Consider the following 18,227-nt stretch of genomic DNA (forward strand, 5'->3'; position numbering starts at 1 on the left):
GTACGCAAGCATCGCTAATCGTGTTTGAAACTTTGCAAGTACCCAACGACGCCCCACCCGGCGCCGAGCCGAGCCATTACCCGTTGCGGCAGGTTCTGCCCGTCGCGGTGGCGCTGTATTTTGTACTGGCCATGAGTGCGCTATTGCTGTCACGCCAGAGCGGCAGCATGGCCAATCTGTGGTACGCCAACGCGCTGGGCGTGATTGCACTGCAAACACGGCCGGCCAAAGAGTGGCCGCTGATCTTGCTGGCGCTGGTTCTGACTGACCTGATCCTGCGCACGCTACTTGGCTTATCCCCCGTCACCACGCTGATCTTTCAGCCTGGCAACGTGTGCGAGATGCTACTGGGTGGCTGGCTACTGCGCCGGTATGGGCATCCTGCGCAGATCATCAGCGAGCCGGCCCAACTGATGTCCAAGCTGGCGTTAATCATTTTGCCCGCATGTTTTATCGGCGCACTGATCAGCACGACCTTTATTGCCCAGCGCAGTACAGCGCCCTGGCTCGATACGCTGTTGACCTGGTTTCTGGGTAGCGTGGTGGGGACCGTTTCAATCCTGCCACTGGGGTTGACCATTCTGGCCCGGGGCTGGCGCCGCGTGCTGGCCGCCATGCGCGGCCGCAATGGCTTGTTGCTGCTCTTGCTCGCTGTTGCCATGTCACTCTACGCGCCGGCACAACTGGCTTTCCCTTATGTTTACGTTTCCGTGTCGCTGACTTTCCTTGCCGCACTCGCACCGCTGGAAATCGTCGCGCCAGGCATTTTGCTGTGTTCGTTCTGCATGGGCACCTTGGCGGCAATGGGCATTTTTCTGCCACCGCCGGGGCTTGGGCAACATGGCGACATCTGGTTCTTTCTACCCTTCATTTTGACGCTCCTCCCCCCCATGGTCGTGGCAGCTGCCCTGGAGCACGTACGCCTGGCCAATTTGCGGCTGGCCGAACGCGAAGCCAGTTATAAAAGTCTGCATGACCTGCTTGGCAATCTGCTTGAGGCTGCCACGGAGGTCTCCATCATTGCAGGCGACACCGATGGCATTGTCCGGATTTTCAACCGTGGCGCCGAACGTTTGCTGGGATACGAAGCCAGCGAAGTCATCGGCAAGATTTCTCCGCGGGCGTTTCATGTTCCTGATGAACTGGCGGCATACAGCGCAGAACTGGAAAAAAGTCTGGGCACAGCCCTGCCTGCCGACATGGTTCCAACGCTGATCCGCCCCAATCAGGGCGAGGCCGAAACACGTGAATGGACCTTGATCCGGAAAGACAGTAGCCGGTTCCGGGCACTACTCTCTGTCTCTGCCATGCGTGAGGACGGCAAACTGGTCGGTTATCTGGGCATTTTTACGGATGTCACCGAGCAGCATCAGTACAAACGCGCCTTGCTCGCCGCACGTGACCAACTGTTGATGGCCGCCGAAGTTGCCGAACTGGGCATCTGGTCCTGGACCCTGGCGGACAACACGCTGCAATGGAACCCGCGCATGTTCCAGTTCTACGAGCAGCCACTGTCGTTGCGGGATGGCAGCCTCAACTTTGAACACTGGCGTTCACGGGTACATCCTGATGATCTGGCTGCGGCACTGGATAATCTGGACGATGCCATTGCGGGTCTGGGTACGTTCTCAACCATTTTCCGCATTGTCTTGCCCGGCGATCGCATCCGTTTCATTCAGGCTTCGGCCCAGGTGGAACGGGATGCGCAAGGCGTGGCCATTCGCCTGACGGGCATCAACCGCGATGTCACAGTGCAGCAGCAACTGGAAGCGAGCATGCGCCATGCCAAGGAACAAGCCGTGGCGGCCAACGAGGCCAAGTCGTCTTTCCTTGCCAACATGAGTCATGAAATCCGCACCCCCATGAACGCGGTGCTGGGCTTGCTGCAACTACTGCAATGGACGGACCTGGACACTCGGCAGCAGGATTACGTCGACAAAACCCAAAACGCTGCACAGGCGCTGCTCGGGCTATTGAACGATGTGCTGGATTTTTCCAAGATTGATGCCGGCAAATTGCAGCTGGACCCCCACCCGTTCGAGGTTGAATCTTTACTGCGTGATCTGGCGACAGTGTTATCGGGCAACATTGGCGCCAAGAACGTGGAACTGCTTTATGAAGTCGATGCCCGCCTGCCTCGTGTATTGGTCGGTGATCGATTACGGCTACAGCAGATATTGATCAATCTGGCCGGGAACGCACTTAAATTTACCCAGCAAGGCGAAGTGGTCGTATCGCTGCGCTATTGCGGCTGGGAGGGTGATCACGTAAAGCTGGAAATCGCCGTGCGCGATACCGGCATTGGCATTGCCCCGGAACAGATCGGCCATATCTTTGAAGGTTTCCAGCAAGCAGAGGCGTCGACCACGCGCCGGTTTGGCGGCACCGGTCTGGGGCTTGCCATTTCTCGCCAACTGGTGCGCTTGATGGGGGGCGACCTGGCAGTAGAAAGCGCCCAGGGCGAAGGCAGCCGCTTCTGGTTCTGCATTAGTCTGGCCGCCCAGGAAGAGACCATCGTCCCGCCCGGCAGACTACTTCGCATACTGGTCGTCGATGACAATCAGGTTGCCTTGCGCATCATGATCACCATGTTGCGCAGCCTGGGCTGGGATGCACGACCCGCCTCAAATGGCGCCACAGCGTGTGCAGCGGTGCAAAAAGCGCTGGATGATGGCACCCCGTTTCACATTGTGCTGATGGATTGGGACATGCCTGAGATGGATGGCATTGTGACGGCCGGGCGCATCCGCCAGATGCCAGGCGCGGAAGCCGCGACGGCGGTCATTTTGCTCACTCGCCCGGGGGACGACGCGCTGTTGCGTTCCATCACCGTGGCCAGCCCGGTCTTTGCAGATACGCTAGCCAAGCCATTCACACCGGGCCAGTTGGTCGACACCGTTTATCACGTACTGGATGGCACCAGCACGCCCCAGGGAAAAACCGTCCGCAGCCGACCACAGGGCAGACTGGCCGGGATGCGGATTCTGGTTGTGGAAGATAACGCGCTAAACCGCCACGTGGCCTCTGAATTACTGTCAGGCGAAGGGGCGGCGGTCTCCCTGGCGGAGGGCGGCCTTGAGGGCGTGACCGCAGTGACAGAAAGCGGTCAAACGTTCGATGCAGTCATCATGGATGTGCAGATGCCCGACATTGACGGCATGGAAGCCACCCGCCGCATCCGCGCAGATGGTCGTTTTGCCGATCTACCCATTCTGGCGATGACCGCCAATACATCGGCTGCCGATCGGGAGGAATGCCTGAGCGCCGGCATGAATGATCACGTCGGCAAACCCATTGACCTTGAGGCGGTGATCCCGCCGTTATTGGCCCTGACCGGGCGCAATGGTGGTGATGCCGACCGGAACCCCACCGTCAGTTAACAGGGGGGCGTCGTTGCAGCCAGCTTTCCAGCATGGGCGCGGGCAATGGCTTGGAGAGATAAAACCCTTGAATGACATGAAAACCCTGCTGACGCAGCAAGTTGAGCTGGATTTCGTTTTCCACGCCTTCGGCCACCACCACCAGGTTAAGACTCTCGCCAATCCGGATCACTGCCTCTGAAAGCGCCTGTGCAGTCTGGTCATTATGCAAGTCATGTACAAAGCTCTTGTCGAGCTTGAGTTCGCTGACCGGCAAACGGCGCAAATAGCTCAAACTCGAATAACCCGTTCCGAAATCATCCATCGACAACTTGACGCCCAGCGCGTGCACCTCCTGAATGATGCTCAAGGTCGTGGCATTCCCGTCCAGCAAGACATTTTCAGTGATTTCCAGCACCAGCCGGGCTGGCTCCAGCGCATAACGCGCGAGCAAGGCGCTGATAATGGGTGGCAATTCGATGTTATGAAAATTGGTCGGCGATAAATTCACCGCCACGCAGGGGACATCAATCCCGCGAGATTGCCAGTCAGCCAACTGACGACACGCCTCCTCCAGCACCCACAAACCCAAACTGCCAATCAGCCCGGACTCTTCCGCCAGGGGAATAAAACGCGCTGGAGAAACCTCTCCCAACGTAGGGTGGTGCCAACGTGTCAGCGCTTCAACGCCATGCAGGCGACCATCCTCAACCATGACTTGCGGCTGGTAATGCAGACGTAGCTGTTGTTTCTCGATGGCTTCGCGCAACGCGTTTTCAAGCGCCAGGCGCTCTTGGGCGCGCAGGTTCATCTCGTTACTAAAGAAGCTGTAACTACCCCGATAACTGGCCTTGGCCTCATACATGGCAATGTCGGCGCGGCGCAGCAGCGTTTCAATGTCGCTGCCATTCTCCGGAAAAAGACTGATGCCAACGCTGGCCGACATGACATGCATTGCGCCAGCAATACGGTGTGGACGCGCCAGATTCGTCAGCAATTGATCCGCCAGATCAGCCACGCGCCTGGCGTCACATTGCGGGAGAACCAGCACGAATTCATCGCCCGCCAGCCGGCCGACGATATCGGACGCCCGCCGCCCTTCTGTAAGCCGCTGCGCAGCAAGGCGCAGAACCTCATCACCAACGGTATGACCCAAGCTGTCGTTGATTTGCTTGAAGCGATCCAGATCAACAAACAGGACAGCCAACTGACTGTGATCACGTGTTGCACCGGCAATGGCCTGTTCCGCCTTGGCCAGCAACAAGCTGCGATTGGGCAAGCCGGTCAGACTGTCATAAAACGCCAGCTTCTGGATTTCCGCCCGTGCCGCTTCACGCTCCAGCGCCAGGGCGCACAGATTGACGCACACACTCACCAGACGGCGATGAAACTCGTCGGGACCGCGTTTTTCCCGGTAATAGAATGCAAATGTGCCAACGACCTGCCCCTTGCTGGACACAATGGGCGTTGACCAACATGCTTTGAGCCCGAATGAAGCGGCCAGCCCGGCGTAGTTCGCCCACAACGGGTCGGTTTCAATATCGGTAACCACCACTTCCTGGGAGCGGTGTGCAGCGGTGCCGCATGAGCCCTCTTGCGGGCCCACCGGAATACCATCCAGCGCGCTCGAAAAACGTTCAGGCAAACTAGGGCCGGCCAACGGGTGCAGCGTATTTTTCTCATCCACCGAAAGAATCGACGCCACGACCTCAGGAGAAATGCGCTCCACCTCCTGGCAGATCATGGCCATCAATTCCACCACCGGGGTCTCGCGCGCCATGGCATCCAGACCGCGGTGGTGAATGATTTCGTGCATTTTGGCATCGGTAATATCGGTGACGACGCTCACCGTATTTACCAACACACCATGGGCATCCCGCACCGGATTGATGATCAATTTGTTCCAGAAACGCTGACCATCCTTGGCATACGTCAACTCTTCAAGCCGGAACGGCTGACCCGCGTTGGCGCAATTGAGCGCTTCTTCAATCACCGCCGGTTTCACGTGCGGCACCAATAGTGCAATGGGCCGGCGACCGTGGATCTCTTCTAGCTGGTAACCAAACATGCGCGTGAAACCAGCATTTACATAAACAATACGCCAGGCACCATCCGTGACAATCACGGCGCTGTCGGTTTCATCGACAACCAGCGACTGCCACAAGCGCTTGGATTGCACGCGTTCATGTTCAACGCGTAAAGAGACATCTGAGGACACTGCCAGCACGGACTGCAGATGGCCGTGCTCATCCATGCGCGGTGCGTAAGTCGCCTCAAGCCAGACGCTGCGACCATCGCGCGCCACTCTCTCGACCAACCCGGCCCATGGTTTGCCGGCACGCAAAGAACGCCAGAGTTCTTTGTGCTGCTGATGCGCTTCCGGCCGGTTGGGCGGGCACACCAATTCATGTGGCGCTCCCACAATTTCGGCCAGATCGTAACCAAAGCGATCCAGGAAAAGGCGATTGGCACCCAGAATACGACCGTCTGCGGAAAAACGCGCCACCAACATGGCGCGATCAATCGCTTCAACATGGTGCTGGATTTCAGAAGAAGACGGTGTAGCGCCAACCAGGTGCCCGGCGGCGACCGACAGATCGCGGATCAGAGATTCACTCACGACAACACCACCCCTGAGACCGGGAGCGCACGACAGTCTGATATGCCGGCGCCAACGCGTCATGAGGGCCCCACTGCATAGGGCTGCATGTCGTGTTGCCGACACGTTGCCCGATGCATTGACGCAGGGTCGTCTGTAAGTTTAGCAAGTACACACTCCAAACAAAGGAAGTCAGAAAGCGAGCTATCTTGCATGGTAGTACATTAGAAATTACTAATGCAACCAAAAGAGAACCCAATCCTGGTGCGACTTCACGCGTTTGTCATAGAAAATGAGACGCAAGACACACTTGACCTTTATGGTAAGAAAACCACGTCAATGCAAATGCTGATTTACAAGAACACACCCGGCAAGCGCGCCACCCATCTTCAATGCGCATCACCTTACGCCGTTTGGTAACGGTTACCAAACATGCCCGACAATGGGGCACCGCCCGCAAAGCCTTGTCATCTCGACCCTCTCCAGGTGATCTAACATTGAACCGGCACCTCGGCACCCGGTCTACCCAGTCCATCGTCGCTGACAGGGCGATGTCACCACGCTGGTTTGCCAAGCCCTGGCGACTCATATAAAACAGTGTCATTTGCCGCATTCGACGGCCGAACACGCACGACAAGGAGACGATGTGTCCGCGCACCACACCTCAACCCCCCACTGGACCTGGGTCCTGCCCATTCTGGCCATGATGACGCTGGGCGTTGCCTTGGGCGTCGGCAGCAATGGCTGGCTGGTGGCATTCGCCACAATCTGCCTCGCAGGGACGGTGTTTGCGGCAGTTCATCATGCAGAAGTGATTGCCCATAAGGTCGGCGAACCCTTTGGCACACTGGTACTGGCGGTTGCGGTGACCGTCATTGAGGTGGCTTTGATTGTGTCGGTCATGTTGACCGGCGGTGACGCCAAAGCCGGCCTTGCCCGAGACACGGTGTTTGCAGCCGTCATGATCGTGTGCAACGGCATTGTGGGGCTCTGCCTGGTGCTGGGTGCCTTGCGCCATCGGGAGCAAGTCTTCCAGCGCCAGGGCGCCAGCGCCGCGCTTGCGGTACTGACCGCACTGGCCGTACTGGCACTGGTGCTACCCAACTACGCAACCACTGTGCCTGGCCCGGCCTGGTCGCAATCACAATTGGCGTTTTCAGGCGTGGCGTCGCTCGTACTCTATGGCACTTTTGTGTTTGTGCAGACAGTACGTCACCGCAACTATTTTCTGGCTGACCCTGAACCCGGTCAGCCCGGCAACAGTCATGACATCCAGGTCCCACCACCCTCTGGCCGGCTGACCTTGATTAGCTGCGTGCTCCTGCTCGTTAGCCTGGTGGGCGTGGTGGGTCTGGCCAAGATCCTGTCGCCCACCGTCGAAACCTTCGTCGTTTCGATGGGCGCGCCCGCCATGGTTGTCGGCGTCATCATTGCTGGCCTGGTCTTGCTGCCAGAGGGTATTGCTGCGGCAAAAGCCGCACGGGCCAACCAGTTACAACAGAGCCTGAACCTGGCACTCGGTTCTGCATTGGCCAGCATCGGGCTTACTATCCCGACGGTCGCGGTACTGTTCATTGTGCTTGATCGCCCGCTGATTCTTGGCCTGGACGCCAAGGAAAGCGTAATGCTGGCGCTCACCCTGCTGTTAAGCGCCATCACGCTAGGCACGGGCCGGACCAACATCCTGCAAGGCGTGGTGCATCTGGTGGTGTTTGCGGCCTTCGTGTTTCTTAATATCGTGCCGTAAGCCGGAGCGCTCAGAACCATGATCAAACCCGGCCTGAAAACCCTTGCCACCACCTGGCTTGCCGGCCTGCTGGCGCTGCTTCCTTTGGCGCTCACTCTCTTTCTGATTGGCTGGCTTGTGGGCACCCTGAACCGGTTTGTCGGCCCCGGCAGTTTGATTGGCCGCGTATTTGCAGCGCTTGGTGCGCCATTTGCGGCAGGCCCCGCTGTTTCCTGGCTGGCCGGCACACTGGTTATTGTCATTGGTATTTTCCTCCTTGGGGTCGCCGTGCGTTCTGGTTTGAAAAAACCGATGGCACGCCTTGTTGACCTCACGCTGCGTCGCATCCCGCTCTTTAACAGTCTGTACAACCTGGCAGATCGTTTTGTTGGATTACTGGACAAGAGCCAGACCAAAGAGGCTGACATTGGCGCCATGAGCCCGGTCTGGTGTTTTTTTGGCGGCGACGGCGTGGCCGTGCTGGGCTTACTCCCCAACCCACAGCCCGTGGATCTGAATGGTCGCGACTATCTGGCCGTACTGGTGCCCACCGCACCCATTCCCATTGGTGGCGGTTTGCTCTATGTGCCGTCCGACTGGGTCAAACCGGCGCAAATCGGGGTCGACAGGCTGACCAGCATTTATGTCTCGATGGGCATTACACCCCCGCCCCCTTTGCGCAACAATCTGCAGAGCACTTGATCCATTCCCTCAGAAACCGGCTATTGGCCGGTTTTTTTATGCGCATTCCGGGCCAGGATTTGACCTGAATTGCACAGATTTGCCGTTCAGGCGTTAAAGGCTTGCTCCCCTCGACGACGTGGCACAACATTGCCGTTGTTTATCTATTTTATGAATTTTTGATAAACAATATTGTCTGCCACGTACTATCAAGCGCCTACGGAATCAGGTCATGACCACATTTGTATATCTGAACCCCTCCCTTGCTCATCATGGCGTTTTGCCTGATGCCGCTGCGTTGCTTGAAGCACTGCCCAATGCTCGGCATTGCAGTGACGCTGCAAGTCTGGTCACTGCACTAAAACAAGCCGGTGCAGGTGACACCTTTCTGCATCTGCACGGTGCCTTCATTGAACGTGCAGCCTGGGCTGCAGTGACTGGCTTTATACAACGTGGCGGCGGCCTGATCAGTATCGGGCGCAATGCGTTCACACGCCTCGATAGCAACACACTTTACGAACAAGCCGCACTGTTTCGTGACCTGGACATCCACGAGATCATGGCCGTCGATGCCAGTAGTGCCACCCACATCGCGGCTGGCGACACCTACGGCTGGCTGGAGGAATTCCGCCATTTGCTCCAGCCCGATGCCGCCACAGACGGGTTCGTGCTCATGCCCACCAGGCACAAAGACCAACCCCAGGATTCGGGCTCTGCCGGTCCGATGGACGCACGCATTTACCCTTTGCTGCGAGCCTGCGATGCGCAAGGACTGACCGTCGCCAGCCCGGTGGTCATGATTGAACGCCTGCGCGGCCCTGCCGCCGGTTCGCGGCAAATTTTCATCAACACCACGCCAGATGCGCGGTTCTGGGCTGATGGCGGCACAGTGCTCCTCAGACAACTGGCCGAACACACCGCAGCCGGTGTTACCGAATGGTGGATCAAGCCGGATTTCGCCTGCTACGAGCCCGGAGAAACCCCCACTTTGACGCTGCAGGGTGAAGCACTGGGCGCGGCATGCCAGTCACCCTGGCAAATCAGCCTGCAGATCACCCATAACGCAGCCGTGGTTTGGCACGATACGTTTGTGCTGGCGCTCGTCGACGGCCTCATGAACCGGCGGATCACCCTGCCCCTGACTGTTAAACCGGGGCTGTACCGTCTCTCCGCCACACTCACTTGTGGCAGCGACACCATCCAGCAGGAACAAGGTTTCTGGGGGCGGGACGAAGCACTACTCCGCGCGGGTGCGCCGCTCAAGCCCGGAAAAGATTACTTTGAACGCAATGGCCAGCCCATGCCCATTGTGGGCATGACCTATATGGCTAGCGACGTTCACAGAAAATTCCTGCAACTACCCAATGCAGCCACGTGGGATGCCGACATGGCCACACTGGCCGGCATGGGGGTCAATTATCTGCGTACAGGCATCTGGAGCGCGTGGCGTCACGCCATGTTTGTCGATGGCCATAGCAATGAGGCCTTGTTGCGTGCGATTGATGCATTCATCCTCACTGCGGCCAGTCATGGCCTGGAAACCTGCTTCACCTTCTTTGCATTTACACCAGAAGCGTGGGAAGGCAGCAACCCGTGGCTGGACCCGCGTTCGCGTGCTGCCCAAAAACGGTTTTTGCGTGCCGTGGCCAGTCGTCATACCCAGACCACGTACGTCCACTGGGACTTGATCAACGAACCCTCCCTGTTTGACCCGGCACGCATTTTTGTCGGGCCGCGCACCCTGGGCGACCCGCACGAAATCAATGCGTTTCGGCATTGGCTGCAACAACGCGAGCCGGACATCACGGTCTGGCAAGCACGCTGGGACGTCAGCCCGGCCCAGATGCCAGACTGGAACGCCGTCTTGCCGCCACAACCGGAAGACGTCGGCTTCAATAACACTGAAATTTTGCCCAAACAGCATGGCATCTGGCTGGATTACAGCCTGTTCACCCAAGCCATGCACGCCGAATGGGCGGCTGACCTGGCCGGCACCTTGCGCGCCATCACGCCGCAATTGATGGTCTGTGTAGGGCAAGACGAAGCGCTTGGCCAGCAGCGTCCTCATCCATTCTTTTATGCAGCCGCCGTGGATTACACCACCGTGCATAGCTGGTGGCTGAATGACGCACTGGCATGGGACAGCCTGTTCAGTAAAACACCCGGCAAACCCAGCCTGATTCAGGAAACCGGCATCATGCACGTTGAGCGTCCTGACGGTCGTTCGCGCCGTTCCGAAGCCGAGTTGATGACCCTGCTGGAGCGCAAATATGCCTATGCCTACACCAGTGGCAACGCCGGGGCTGTGCAGTGGATCTGGAACATCAACTACCACATGGACAACATCAATGAGTCTCACATTGGTGCTTGCCGTGCCGATGGCTCGTTAAAACCGGAAGCCATGGTGACACCGCGTTTCGGCCGCTTCTTCGCCAATTTGCCGCTGGCATTGGCCGATCGCACTTTGCCTGAAGCTGCAGTGATCTACCCATTCAGCAATGACTACAGCAACCGGCGATCTGCGCTTGATGCCACCCAACAACTGGCCCGAAGTTGTTTCTTTGAACTGGGCTTGCCACTGCGCGCGGTCAGCGATCTTGATTTGAGCAGCCTGTTTGTCGATGTCCCGAAACTGATCCTGCTGCCCTGCCCGCACAATCTTCATACGAGCACCTGGCGCACGCTGGAACAACTGCTGGCACAACATGACCTGACCGTGCTGCTCACCGGCCCCGCCACGCTGGATGAATACTGGCGACCAACAACTCGCGCCGGTTTCTCCAATGCGCGTGTACGCAACCTGAGTCGCGAAGAAACACTGCAATTGGGCGATCAGACATTACGCGCCAGCTTTGGCGGCGAGGCGATCGGCCGGCTCAGCAGCGGCGCACAAAACCATGCAGGGGCCGAACTGGTCGAAATCCGCAGTGGCAAGGGCCGGATTCTATGGTGTCCGTTACCCCTGGAACTGAACCTGCGTACCGACACACTCGAGGCTGTTTATCGCAAGGCAATGGATACGAGCGGCGTGAGTGCGCCGTGGCAATGGCATGAGGTAACACCCGTGGGCGTATTCTTGCAAAAACAAGCTTTTGCCAACGGCGCTTTGTGGATCGCCGTGAGCGAAACCAGTCAGGACGCAGCGCTGACATGGGTAGATGCGGCAACACAGCGCATTTACCGCACGGTGCTGGCTGCGGGGCGGGCTTTACTGCTGGCAACGGATGCATCGGGGAATATCTTGCGCACGCTGGCCGATCAGCCAGTCACCTGCGACTGAGCATCAGTGGCGAAGACTGCGGTGCACCGTTTTGCACCATGCCGCGTTAATCTGCGCGCCAGTTCCCCTGATCAGCATTAAAAGGACGACCCGTGTCGGTCAATATTCGTGATCTAGCCCGTGCGGCGGGCGTTTCGGTTGGTACGGTGTCCCGCGCACTCAAACAACAGCCCGGGCTATCGGCCGATACGCGTGCGCGCATCGTGCAACTGGCACAGGACATGGGTTATGACCAGGGCCGACTGCGGCGTGATCCGATTCGTAAAGTTCTCTGCCTGCTGCACTCGGCACATGGCGATCCCCTGGCCAATCCGTTTTACTCAGAGGTCATTACCGGCGCCCGAACCTTCTGCCTGGAAAACCAGTTAACCTGCACGGTGATGTCGTTACAGCCGGGCAAACCGGTCAAACGTCAGGTCATGCACCATGAGCCAGACGCCCTGTTGTGCATTGGTTTTTTCGAACCAGAAACACTGGCCATCCTGCGCAGCCTGGGCAAACCCCATGTGCTTTCAGATATGAATGCGCCGGACTGGCCCGCGGTGAACACCGACAACCAGCAAGGCGCCTGGCTGGCAACTCGACACCTGATCGACTGCGGTTACAAGCGCATCGCGTTTTTATCTGGCTCGCTGGCGCATTACTCAATCCGCCTGCGGGAGCGCGGTTATCGGCAGGCGCTGTTTGATGCCGGCATACTGGCTGATCCTGCGCTGGAAGCGCTCATTCCACCAGGCATGGATATTGTCGACGGCGCTCCGGTTGCCATGCGTGAGTTGCTGGCACTCCCCAACCCGCCTGACGCTGTTTTTGCTTATAACGATGCCACCGCCATCGCGGCCATGCGCGTATGCCGCGAGGCGGGCTTGCGCATTCCACAAGACATCGCTTTTGTCGGGTTTGACGATCTGGGTGCAGCTGCGCACGTTAAGCCTCCCCTCACGACACTGGCGGTCGACAAAACCAGTTTGGGGTACGAAGCAGTGAGCTTATTGCTGGACCAACAAGCAGATGTACAGCGCTTGCTCCCCGTCAAACTGATCGTGCGTGAAAGCAGCGCTGCATAAACGGCAGGCATAAAAAAACCCCGCTCATGGCGGGGCAGGAGAATATTCCTGTACAAATGTCTAAGCGTGCTAACAATTAGACCAGTCAATTATGCACAAAAAATAGACAAATTGCGATACCTTCCCCTTGTAAATACGTCGCAACTCCATGATTTCATTGAAACCATTCATCGGAACGCGTTAAGGGAAAACAATTTTTGCCACAACCTGACATTAAGCAAACGTCATGTTTTCATGAAGGTATTTCACTGCCCCGGTTTTTACCTGACAGATGAAAGCAGTTAAACTTCGCCGTGATTTTGCTCTGAAAAACAAAGGTAAACGCCATGCCCAAAAAAGGATCGGAATACGCTGCAGCCAAACCCGACGCGGTTTCGCAACGCATCCGTGCCCGACTCACCAAGGCCAAAGCCCGGTTCCACGCCAATGACAACATTGCCGCCTTTATCAAAGAGGGCGAACTGGATGAACTGCAGGCTGAAGTACAAGAAAAACTGCGTGGCGTTCTGGAAAGCCTGGTGATTGACACCGAAAGTGACCACAACACCCAGGACACCGCCCGGCGCGTGGCCAAGATGTTCATCAAGGAAGTATTCCACGGCCGCTATCAACCCATGCCGCCAGTGACTGAATTTCCCAATATTGAACGTCTGAATGAGTTGATGATCGTCGGTCCGATCACCGTCCGAAGCGCGTGCTCACATCATCTATGCCCGATCATTGGTCGCGTCTGGGTAGGCATCATGCCCAACGAGCACTCCAATCTGATCGGACTGTCTAAATATGTACGTTTGATTGAATGGGTCATGAGCCGCCCGCAAATCCAGGAAGAGGCAGTCACGCAAGTGGCCGACCTGCTGCAAGCGCGCCTGCAACCGGATGGTCTGGCAATCGTGATGGAAGCCGACCATTTCTGCATGCACTGGCGCGGCGTGAAGGACGTGGACGCCAAAATGACCAACAGCGTGATGCGTGGCGCATTCCTGAAAGATGCCACGCTTCGCCGCGAGTTTCTGGCGCTGATGCACCGCTAGGTTTTAGCACCACCCAACAAAAAGCCCGGTCAGTACCGGGCTTTTTGTTGGTGCTGTCTACAATGAAGCTCAAAGACTCTATCGAGGGATTTTCATGCTCATTGTTTTTGGCGGCTTGCCCGGTACGGGCAAAACCACCTTGGCCCGCTTGCTGGCAAAGGAATTGCAAGCCACTTACGTGCGGGTTGATACGCTGGAACAAGCCATGGTGCGGGCGTTTCCTGCCGGCACAGAAATTGGTGCAGCGGGTTATACGGTGGCGCATGCCGTCACCGCAGAAAATCTCTCTGCCGGCACCACGGTCGTGGTCGATGCAGTGAATGCGCTGGAATTCGTACGACAAATCTGGCGAGATCTGGCTGCGGAAGCAAAGACCGCGTTATTTGAAGTGGAATGCATCTGCTCTGATGCGGCAATCCATCAGCAACGTGTTGAAGAACGGGAGGCAGACATTCCAGGCCACGCGCAACCCACGTGGCAAGAAGTGGAAGCGCGTGAATATGAACCCTGGTCAGCACCGCACCAGCAAATCGACATGGCGTTCAACACACCCGCTGCTGCCTTGACCCTGCTTTTGGCACAACTTCAGGCCACGCACCCGCAATCAGAAAAGATATGGCAGGATTAAGCGCCAATACGCTGCCAGATTTCATACTCCACGCGCTCGCCGTTTTCAAAACGCGCGTTGTGCCAAAGATCACCCTCCAGGCGCGCCTCAAAGACATAGTCACGCATGGCATCGGGCGGGAACGTGCCCATATCTGGCGATTCGGTATACACGCCACGTTCAAACCGTACACGACCACTACCCGCGGACCAGAAAATACCGTTTTTATGTGTGACAAATGTGAAGTGCCCGCCAGCGATGACCTTGCGTGAGGAAATCCCGTCAATGTCGTAGTGCATCATCTGGCCGTTATCCATGCATTCACCAGAAACCAGCTTCCAGGCACCATCAAACGGCGTAGTGCTCATCAAGTCACACCCCTTTGGGAAAAGATGAGTGTGATTATGCAAATGGCGTAAGCCCGGTTGCGTAAAACCGGTCAATGCCAGCAAAGCCGGCATCACCCCCGGCGACGCCACCCGGCCATCACCACTGTGGCCCATGCCAGCAAAAAGCAAAGACCACCAAACGGCGTCACTGCGCCCAACGGGCGAATCCCTGTTAGAGCCAGCGCGTAAAGACTGCCGCTGAACAGAACAATACCCGCCAGCATGAGCAACGCTGCCCGAGACAACAAAGTCACCGAGAACCGCGGCCACAGTGCACAGAGCAGCAACAACCCAAGGCCGTGGCTAGCTTCATAAGTCACGCCGGTTTGCCAGATCGCCAACATGCCTGGTGTGAGTACGGCTTTCAGGCCGTGAGCACCGAAAGCACCCGCCCCGACGGCAATAAACATATTGGCCGCGCCGGCCAACAACATGTGACGATCGTTCAAGCTTTTCCCCCAAAGCTACGGCGCACCTGCCGAAGCCAGGCATCATAGCCCGGATGACGATCAGTCCGGGTTATTGATAACCGGATGCAGTGGTATCGACTGTGATATGACTTAGTACAGCGCCGTTTTTGACAAACAACAAACTGCCTTCGTGCTGATAGAACGTTTCGTCGTGCGTATACGCCCCTGCTTGCGTGGTTTTAACGTCACCGGGCAAACCAATGAGTGACTCAACCTGCTTACGCGACATGCCAATACGTAGCCGGGCAAACTTGCTACCTGCCGCCGGTTTGCCAGTCACGGCCGATACGGTACTGGCCGTTTTGGTCTTGTGGCGCGGCTTGGCCACAAGAACAGGCACAGGCGTGGGCGTCGGAGTCGGCGTAATCACGCTGACTGGAGCCGAAGCCGGTGCAGACGCCGCCCTCGGCACACCAGCATCACTCCCTGGCATGGCACAGCCCGCCATGATCACCAGGGACAGCAGCCCGCAAAGAGCCAGATGACGCATACAAGTTCCTGTTTTTGATTTGGTTTTGGGACTCAGCCAGTTGCACCGCGCAATTTCGGACCGCCCCGCCTGCGCTGTCACCGACTTGTTACGTCACACAAAACCAAATATAAGCGAAAAATAATATAGAAACTGCGCGTTCGTCCCCCACCCGCATCCGTTGATCTGCCTTCATCAGGAGGAAGCTTTCACAGCAATCCGCCCGGCACAGCAAAGCCCCGAGGCCAGATCAATGCATCCGGACCTCGGGGCGTGAGACAACACTCAAAAACAGACTAGCCGTGCCGGGTGCTCACGATCGCCTGCGTGACGGTGGGGGGCGCCTCTGAGTAATGTTTGAACTCCATGCTGTACGTCGCACGACCCTGCGTCAGCGAACGCAACGTGGTCGAGTAGCCAAACATTTCTGCCAGCGGCACTTCGGCACGGATCAGCTTGCCACCCCCACCCGCAATGTCTTCCATGCCTTGCACCATGCCGCGCCGGGAAGAAAGATCACCCATCACATTGCCCATGAACTCTTCCGGGGCTTCCACTTCGATCGCCATCGCCGGCTCCAGCAAAACCGGTTTGGCACGACGCATGGCTTCCTTGAATGCCATCGAACCCGCCATGCGGAAGGCGTTTTCGTTGGAATCCACGTCGTGGTACGAACCAAACGTCAGCGTTACTTTCACGTCCACCACCGGATAACCCGCCAGCACACCGGTGGGCAAGGCCTCACGAATGCCCTTGTCTACGGCCGGGATGAATTCACGCGGAATCACCCCGCCCTTGATGGCATCCACAAACTCATAGCCTTTGCCTTGCTGCGCGGGTTCCAGCGTGATCACAGCATGCCCGTACTGACCACGGCCACCCGACTGTTTGACGAACTTGCCTTCGACCCCTTCCACCTTGGTGCGGATGGTCTCGCGGTATGCCACCTGCGGCTTGCCCACGGTCGCCTCAACATGAAACTCCCGCTTCATGCGGTCGACCAGAATTTCCAGGTGCAGCTCACCCATACCCGCAATGATGGTCTGGCCAGACTCCTCATCCGTATGCACGCGGAAAGAAGGGTCTTCCTGCGCCAGCCGGTTAAGCGCAATGCCCATTTTTTCCTGGTCAGCCTTGGTCTTGGGTTCTACCGCCTGCGAAATGACCGGCTCCGGGAAAACCATCTTTTCCAGAATGATGATTTTGTCCGGATCACACAGCGTATCGCCGGTTGTAGCCTCTTTCAGCCCCACCGCCGCCGCAATATCGCCAGCGTAAACATCCTTGATCTCGGCCCGATTATTGGCATGCATTTGCAAAATCCGCCCCAGCCGCTCCCGCTTCTGTTTAATCGGGTTGTACAAGGTATCGCCAGAATGCACCTCGCCCGAGTAAACCCGGAAGAACGTCAACTGCCCCACGAACGGGTCGGTCATGATCTTGAAGGCCAACGCAGAGAACGGTTCGTCGTCGCTGGGGTGGCGCTCAATTTCCTGGTCGTCTTCGCTGTGCCCCAAAATTGCCGGCACATCAATGGGCGATGGCAGATAGTCGATCACCGCATCCAGCATGGCTTGCACGCCCTTGTTCTTGAAGGCGCTGCCACACAGCATGGGCACGATTTCATTGGCGACGGTGCGTTTACGCAGGGCGCGCTTGATCTCTTCCTCCGTCAGCGTTTCGCCACCAAGGTATTTATCCAGCAAGCCCTCTTCGGCCTCTGCCGCGGCTTCAACCATGCGGTCGTGCCACTCCTGGGCGGTATCACGCAGATCCGCAGGGATCTCGCCGTATTCAAAGTGCACACCCTGACTGGTGTCATCCCAGATGATTGCTTTCATTTTCACGAGGTCAATCACACCCTGGAAATGATCCTCCGCGCCAACCGGAATCTGGATGGGCACCGCCACGCCTTTCAGGCGCTCGCCAATCTGCCGTTGAACGCGGAAAAAGTCCGCACCCACGCGATCCATTTTGTTCACAAAGGCAATGCGCGGCACTTTGTATTTGTTGGCCTGACGCCAGACGGTCTCAGATTGCGGCTGCACGCCGCCGACCGAGTCATACACCATGCAGGCGCCATCTAGCACACGCATGGACCGTTCCACCTCAATGGTGAAATCCACGTGCCCTGGCGTGTCGATGATGTTGATGCGGTGCTCAGGGTAATTGCCAGCCATGCCTTTCCAGAACGCCGTTGTCGCCGCAGACGTGATGGTGATCCCGCGCTCTTGTTCCTGCTCCATCCAGTCCATGGTGGCGGCGCCATCATGGACTTCACCAATTTTGTGATTCACGCCGGTGTAGAACAGGATGCGCTCGGTGGTTGTGGTCTTACCGGCGTCGATATGTGCGCTGATACCAATATTGCGATAGCGCTCGATGGGCGTTTTGCGGGACACGGGAACCTCTCACGTTGTAGGCCTGAACTCACCGGCGCGGCCGATTTGCGATAACGGCCAGACGCCAGCGGCGGCAAAAGCAATGCGACAGCACGGTGCTGTTTCAACATAGCGGGTCGCGATCATTCTTGCCCATCTGCACGC

At 57.5% G+C, this 18,227-nt stretch carries 12 protein-coding genes; 7 read left to right on the forward strand and 5 right to left on the reverse strand.

Annotated features, from left to right (window positions below; genetic code table 11):
• Positions 1–20: 20 nt before the first annotated feature.
• Positions 21–3,380 (forward strand): response regulator, encoded by a 3,360-nt coding sequence (locus tag IEX44_RS01295; protein WP_188687925.1) that lies wholly within the window; start codon positions 21–23, stop codon positions 3,378–3,380.
• On the opposite strand, the gene IEX44_RS01300 is transcribed toward IEX44_RS01295, so the two are convergent.
• Entirely contained in the window at positions 3,373–5,979 is a 2,607-nt protein-coding gene (locus IEX44_RS01300) for a bifunctional diguanylate cyclase/phosphodiesterase (RefSeq protein ID WP_229678680.1), read from the reverse strand. The genes IEX44_RS01295 and IEX44_RS01300 overlap by 8 nt on opposite strands.
• A 625-nt stretch (positions 5,980–6,604) precedes the next feature.
• Between IEX44_RS01300 and IEX44_RS01305 the strand changes: the two genes are divergently transcribed.
• The 6 genes from IEX44_RS01305 to IEX44_RS01330 all read left to right on the forward strand — a co-directional run bounded on the left by IEX44_RS01305 (position 6,605) and on the right by IEX44_RS01330 (position 14,374).
• Positions 6,605–7,705, forward strand: a complete 1,101-nt coding sequence (locus IEX44_RS01305) for a calcium:cation antiporter (RefSeq protein WP_229678681.1) — start codon at positions 6,605–6,607, stop codon at positions 7,703–7,705.
• A gap of 18 nt (positions 7,706–7,723) precedes the next feature.
• A complete protein-coding gene (locus IEX44_RS01310; RefSeq protein ID WP_188687929.1) occupies positions 7,724–8,386 on the forward strand; it encodes a DUF502 domain-containing protein in 663 nt (220 codons plus the stop codon).
• 211 nt (positions 8,387–8,597) lie between these two features.
• A complete protein-coding gene (locus IEX44_RS01315; RefSeq protein ID WP_188687930.1) occupies positions 8,598–11,645 on the forward strand; it encodes a beta-galactosidase in 3,048 nt (1,015 codons plus the stop codon).
• A 92-nt stretch (positions 11,646–11,737) separates the two neighbouring features.
• Entirely contained in the window at positions 11,738–12,712 is a 975-nt protein-coding gene (locus IEX44_RS01320) for a LacI family DNA-binding transcriptional regulator (protein ID WP_188687932.1), read from the forward strand.
• 326 nt (positions 12,713–13,038) lie between these two features.
• Positions 13,039–13,746 carry a GTP cyclohydrolase I gene (folE, locus tag IEX44_RS01325; protein ID WP_188687935.1) on the forward strand — a complete coding sequence of 236 codons (708 nt, stop codon included), beginning with the start codon at positions 13,039–13,041 and terminating at the stop codon, positions 13,744–13,746.
• A gap of 94 nt (positions 13,747–13,840) precedes the next feature.
• The gene (locus IEX44_RS01330) at positions 13,841–14,374 is read left to right on the forward strand and encodes a P-loop nucleotide/nucleoside kinase family protein (protein WP_188687936.1); all 534 of its coding nucleotides are present in this window, start codon (positions 13,841–13,843) and stop codon (positions 14,372–14,374) included.
• Here the strand turns inward: IEX44_RS01330 and IEX44_RS01335 are convergent.
• The 4 genes from IEX44_RS01335 to fusA all read right to left on the reverse strand — a co-directional run bounded on the left by IEX44_RS01335 (position 14,371) and on the right by fusA (position 18,083).
• Complete coding sequence (locus IEX44_RS01335) at positions 14,371–14,721, reverse strand: hypothetical protein (protein ID WP_188687938.1); 351 nt, start codon at positions 14,719–14,721, stop codon at positions 14,371–14,373. The two genes, IEX44_RS01330 and IEX44_RS01335, sit on opposite strands and share 4 nt — an antisense overlap.
• Before the next feature lie 92 nt (positions 14,722–14,813).
• The gene (locus IEX44_RS01340; protein ID WP_188687940.1) at positions 14,814–15,191 is read right to left on the reverse strand and encodes a DUF423 domain-containing protein; all 378 of its coding nucleotides are present in this window, start codon (positions 15,189–15,191) and stop codon (positions 14,814–14,816) included.
• Positions 15,192–15,261: 70 nt separating this feature from the next.
• On the reverse strand, positions 15,262–15,702 hold the full coding sequence (locus IEX44_RS01345) for a hypothetical protein (RefSeq protein WP_188687942.1): 441 nt from the start codon (positions 15,700–15,702) through the stop codon (positions 15,262–15,264).
• A gap of 275 nt (positions 15,703–15,977) precedes the next feature.
• Positions 15,978–18,083: an elongation factor G gene (gene fusA, locus IEX44_RS01350; protein WP_188687944.1), complete on the reverse strand. Its 2,106-nt coding sequence runs from the start codon at positions 18,081–18,083 to the stop codon at positions 15,978–15,980.
• Positions 18,084–18,227: the final 144 nt, after the last annotated feature.

Origin of the sequence: Silvimonas amylolytica (assembly GCF_014645555.1) — a bacterium.
Taxonomy (GTDB): domain Bacteria; phylum Pseudomonadota; class Gammaproteobacteria; order Burkholderiales; family Chitinibacteraceae; genus Silvimonas; species Silvimonas amylolytica.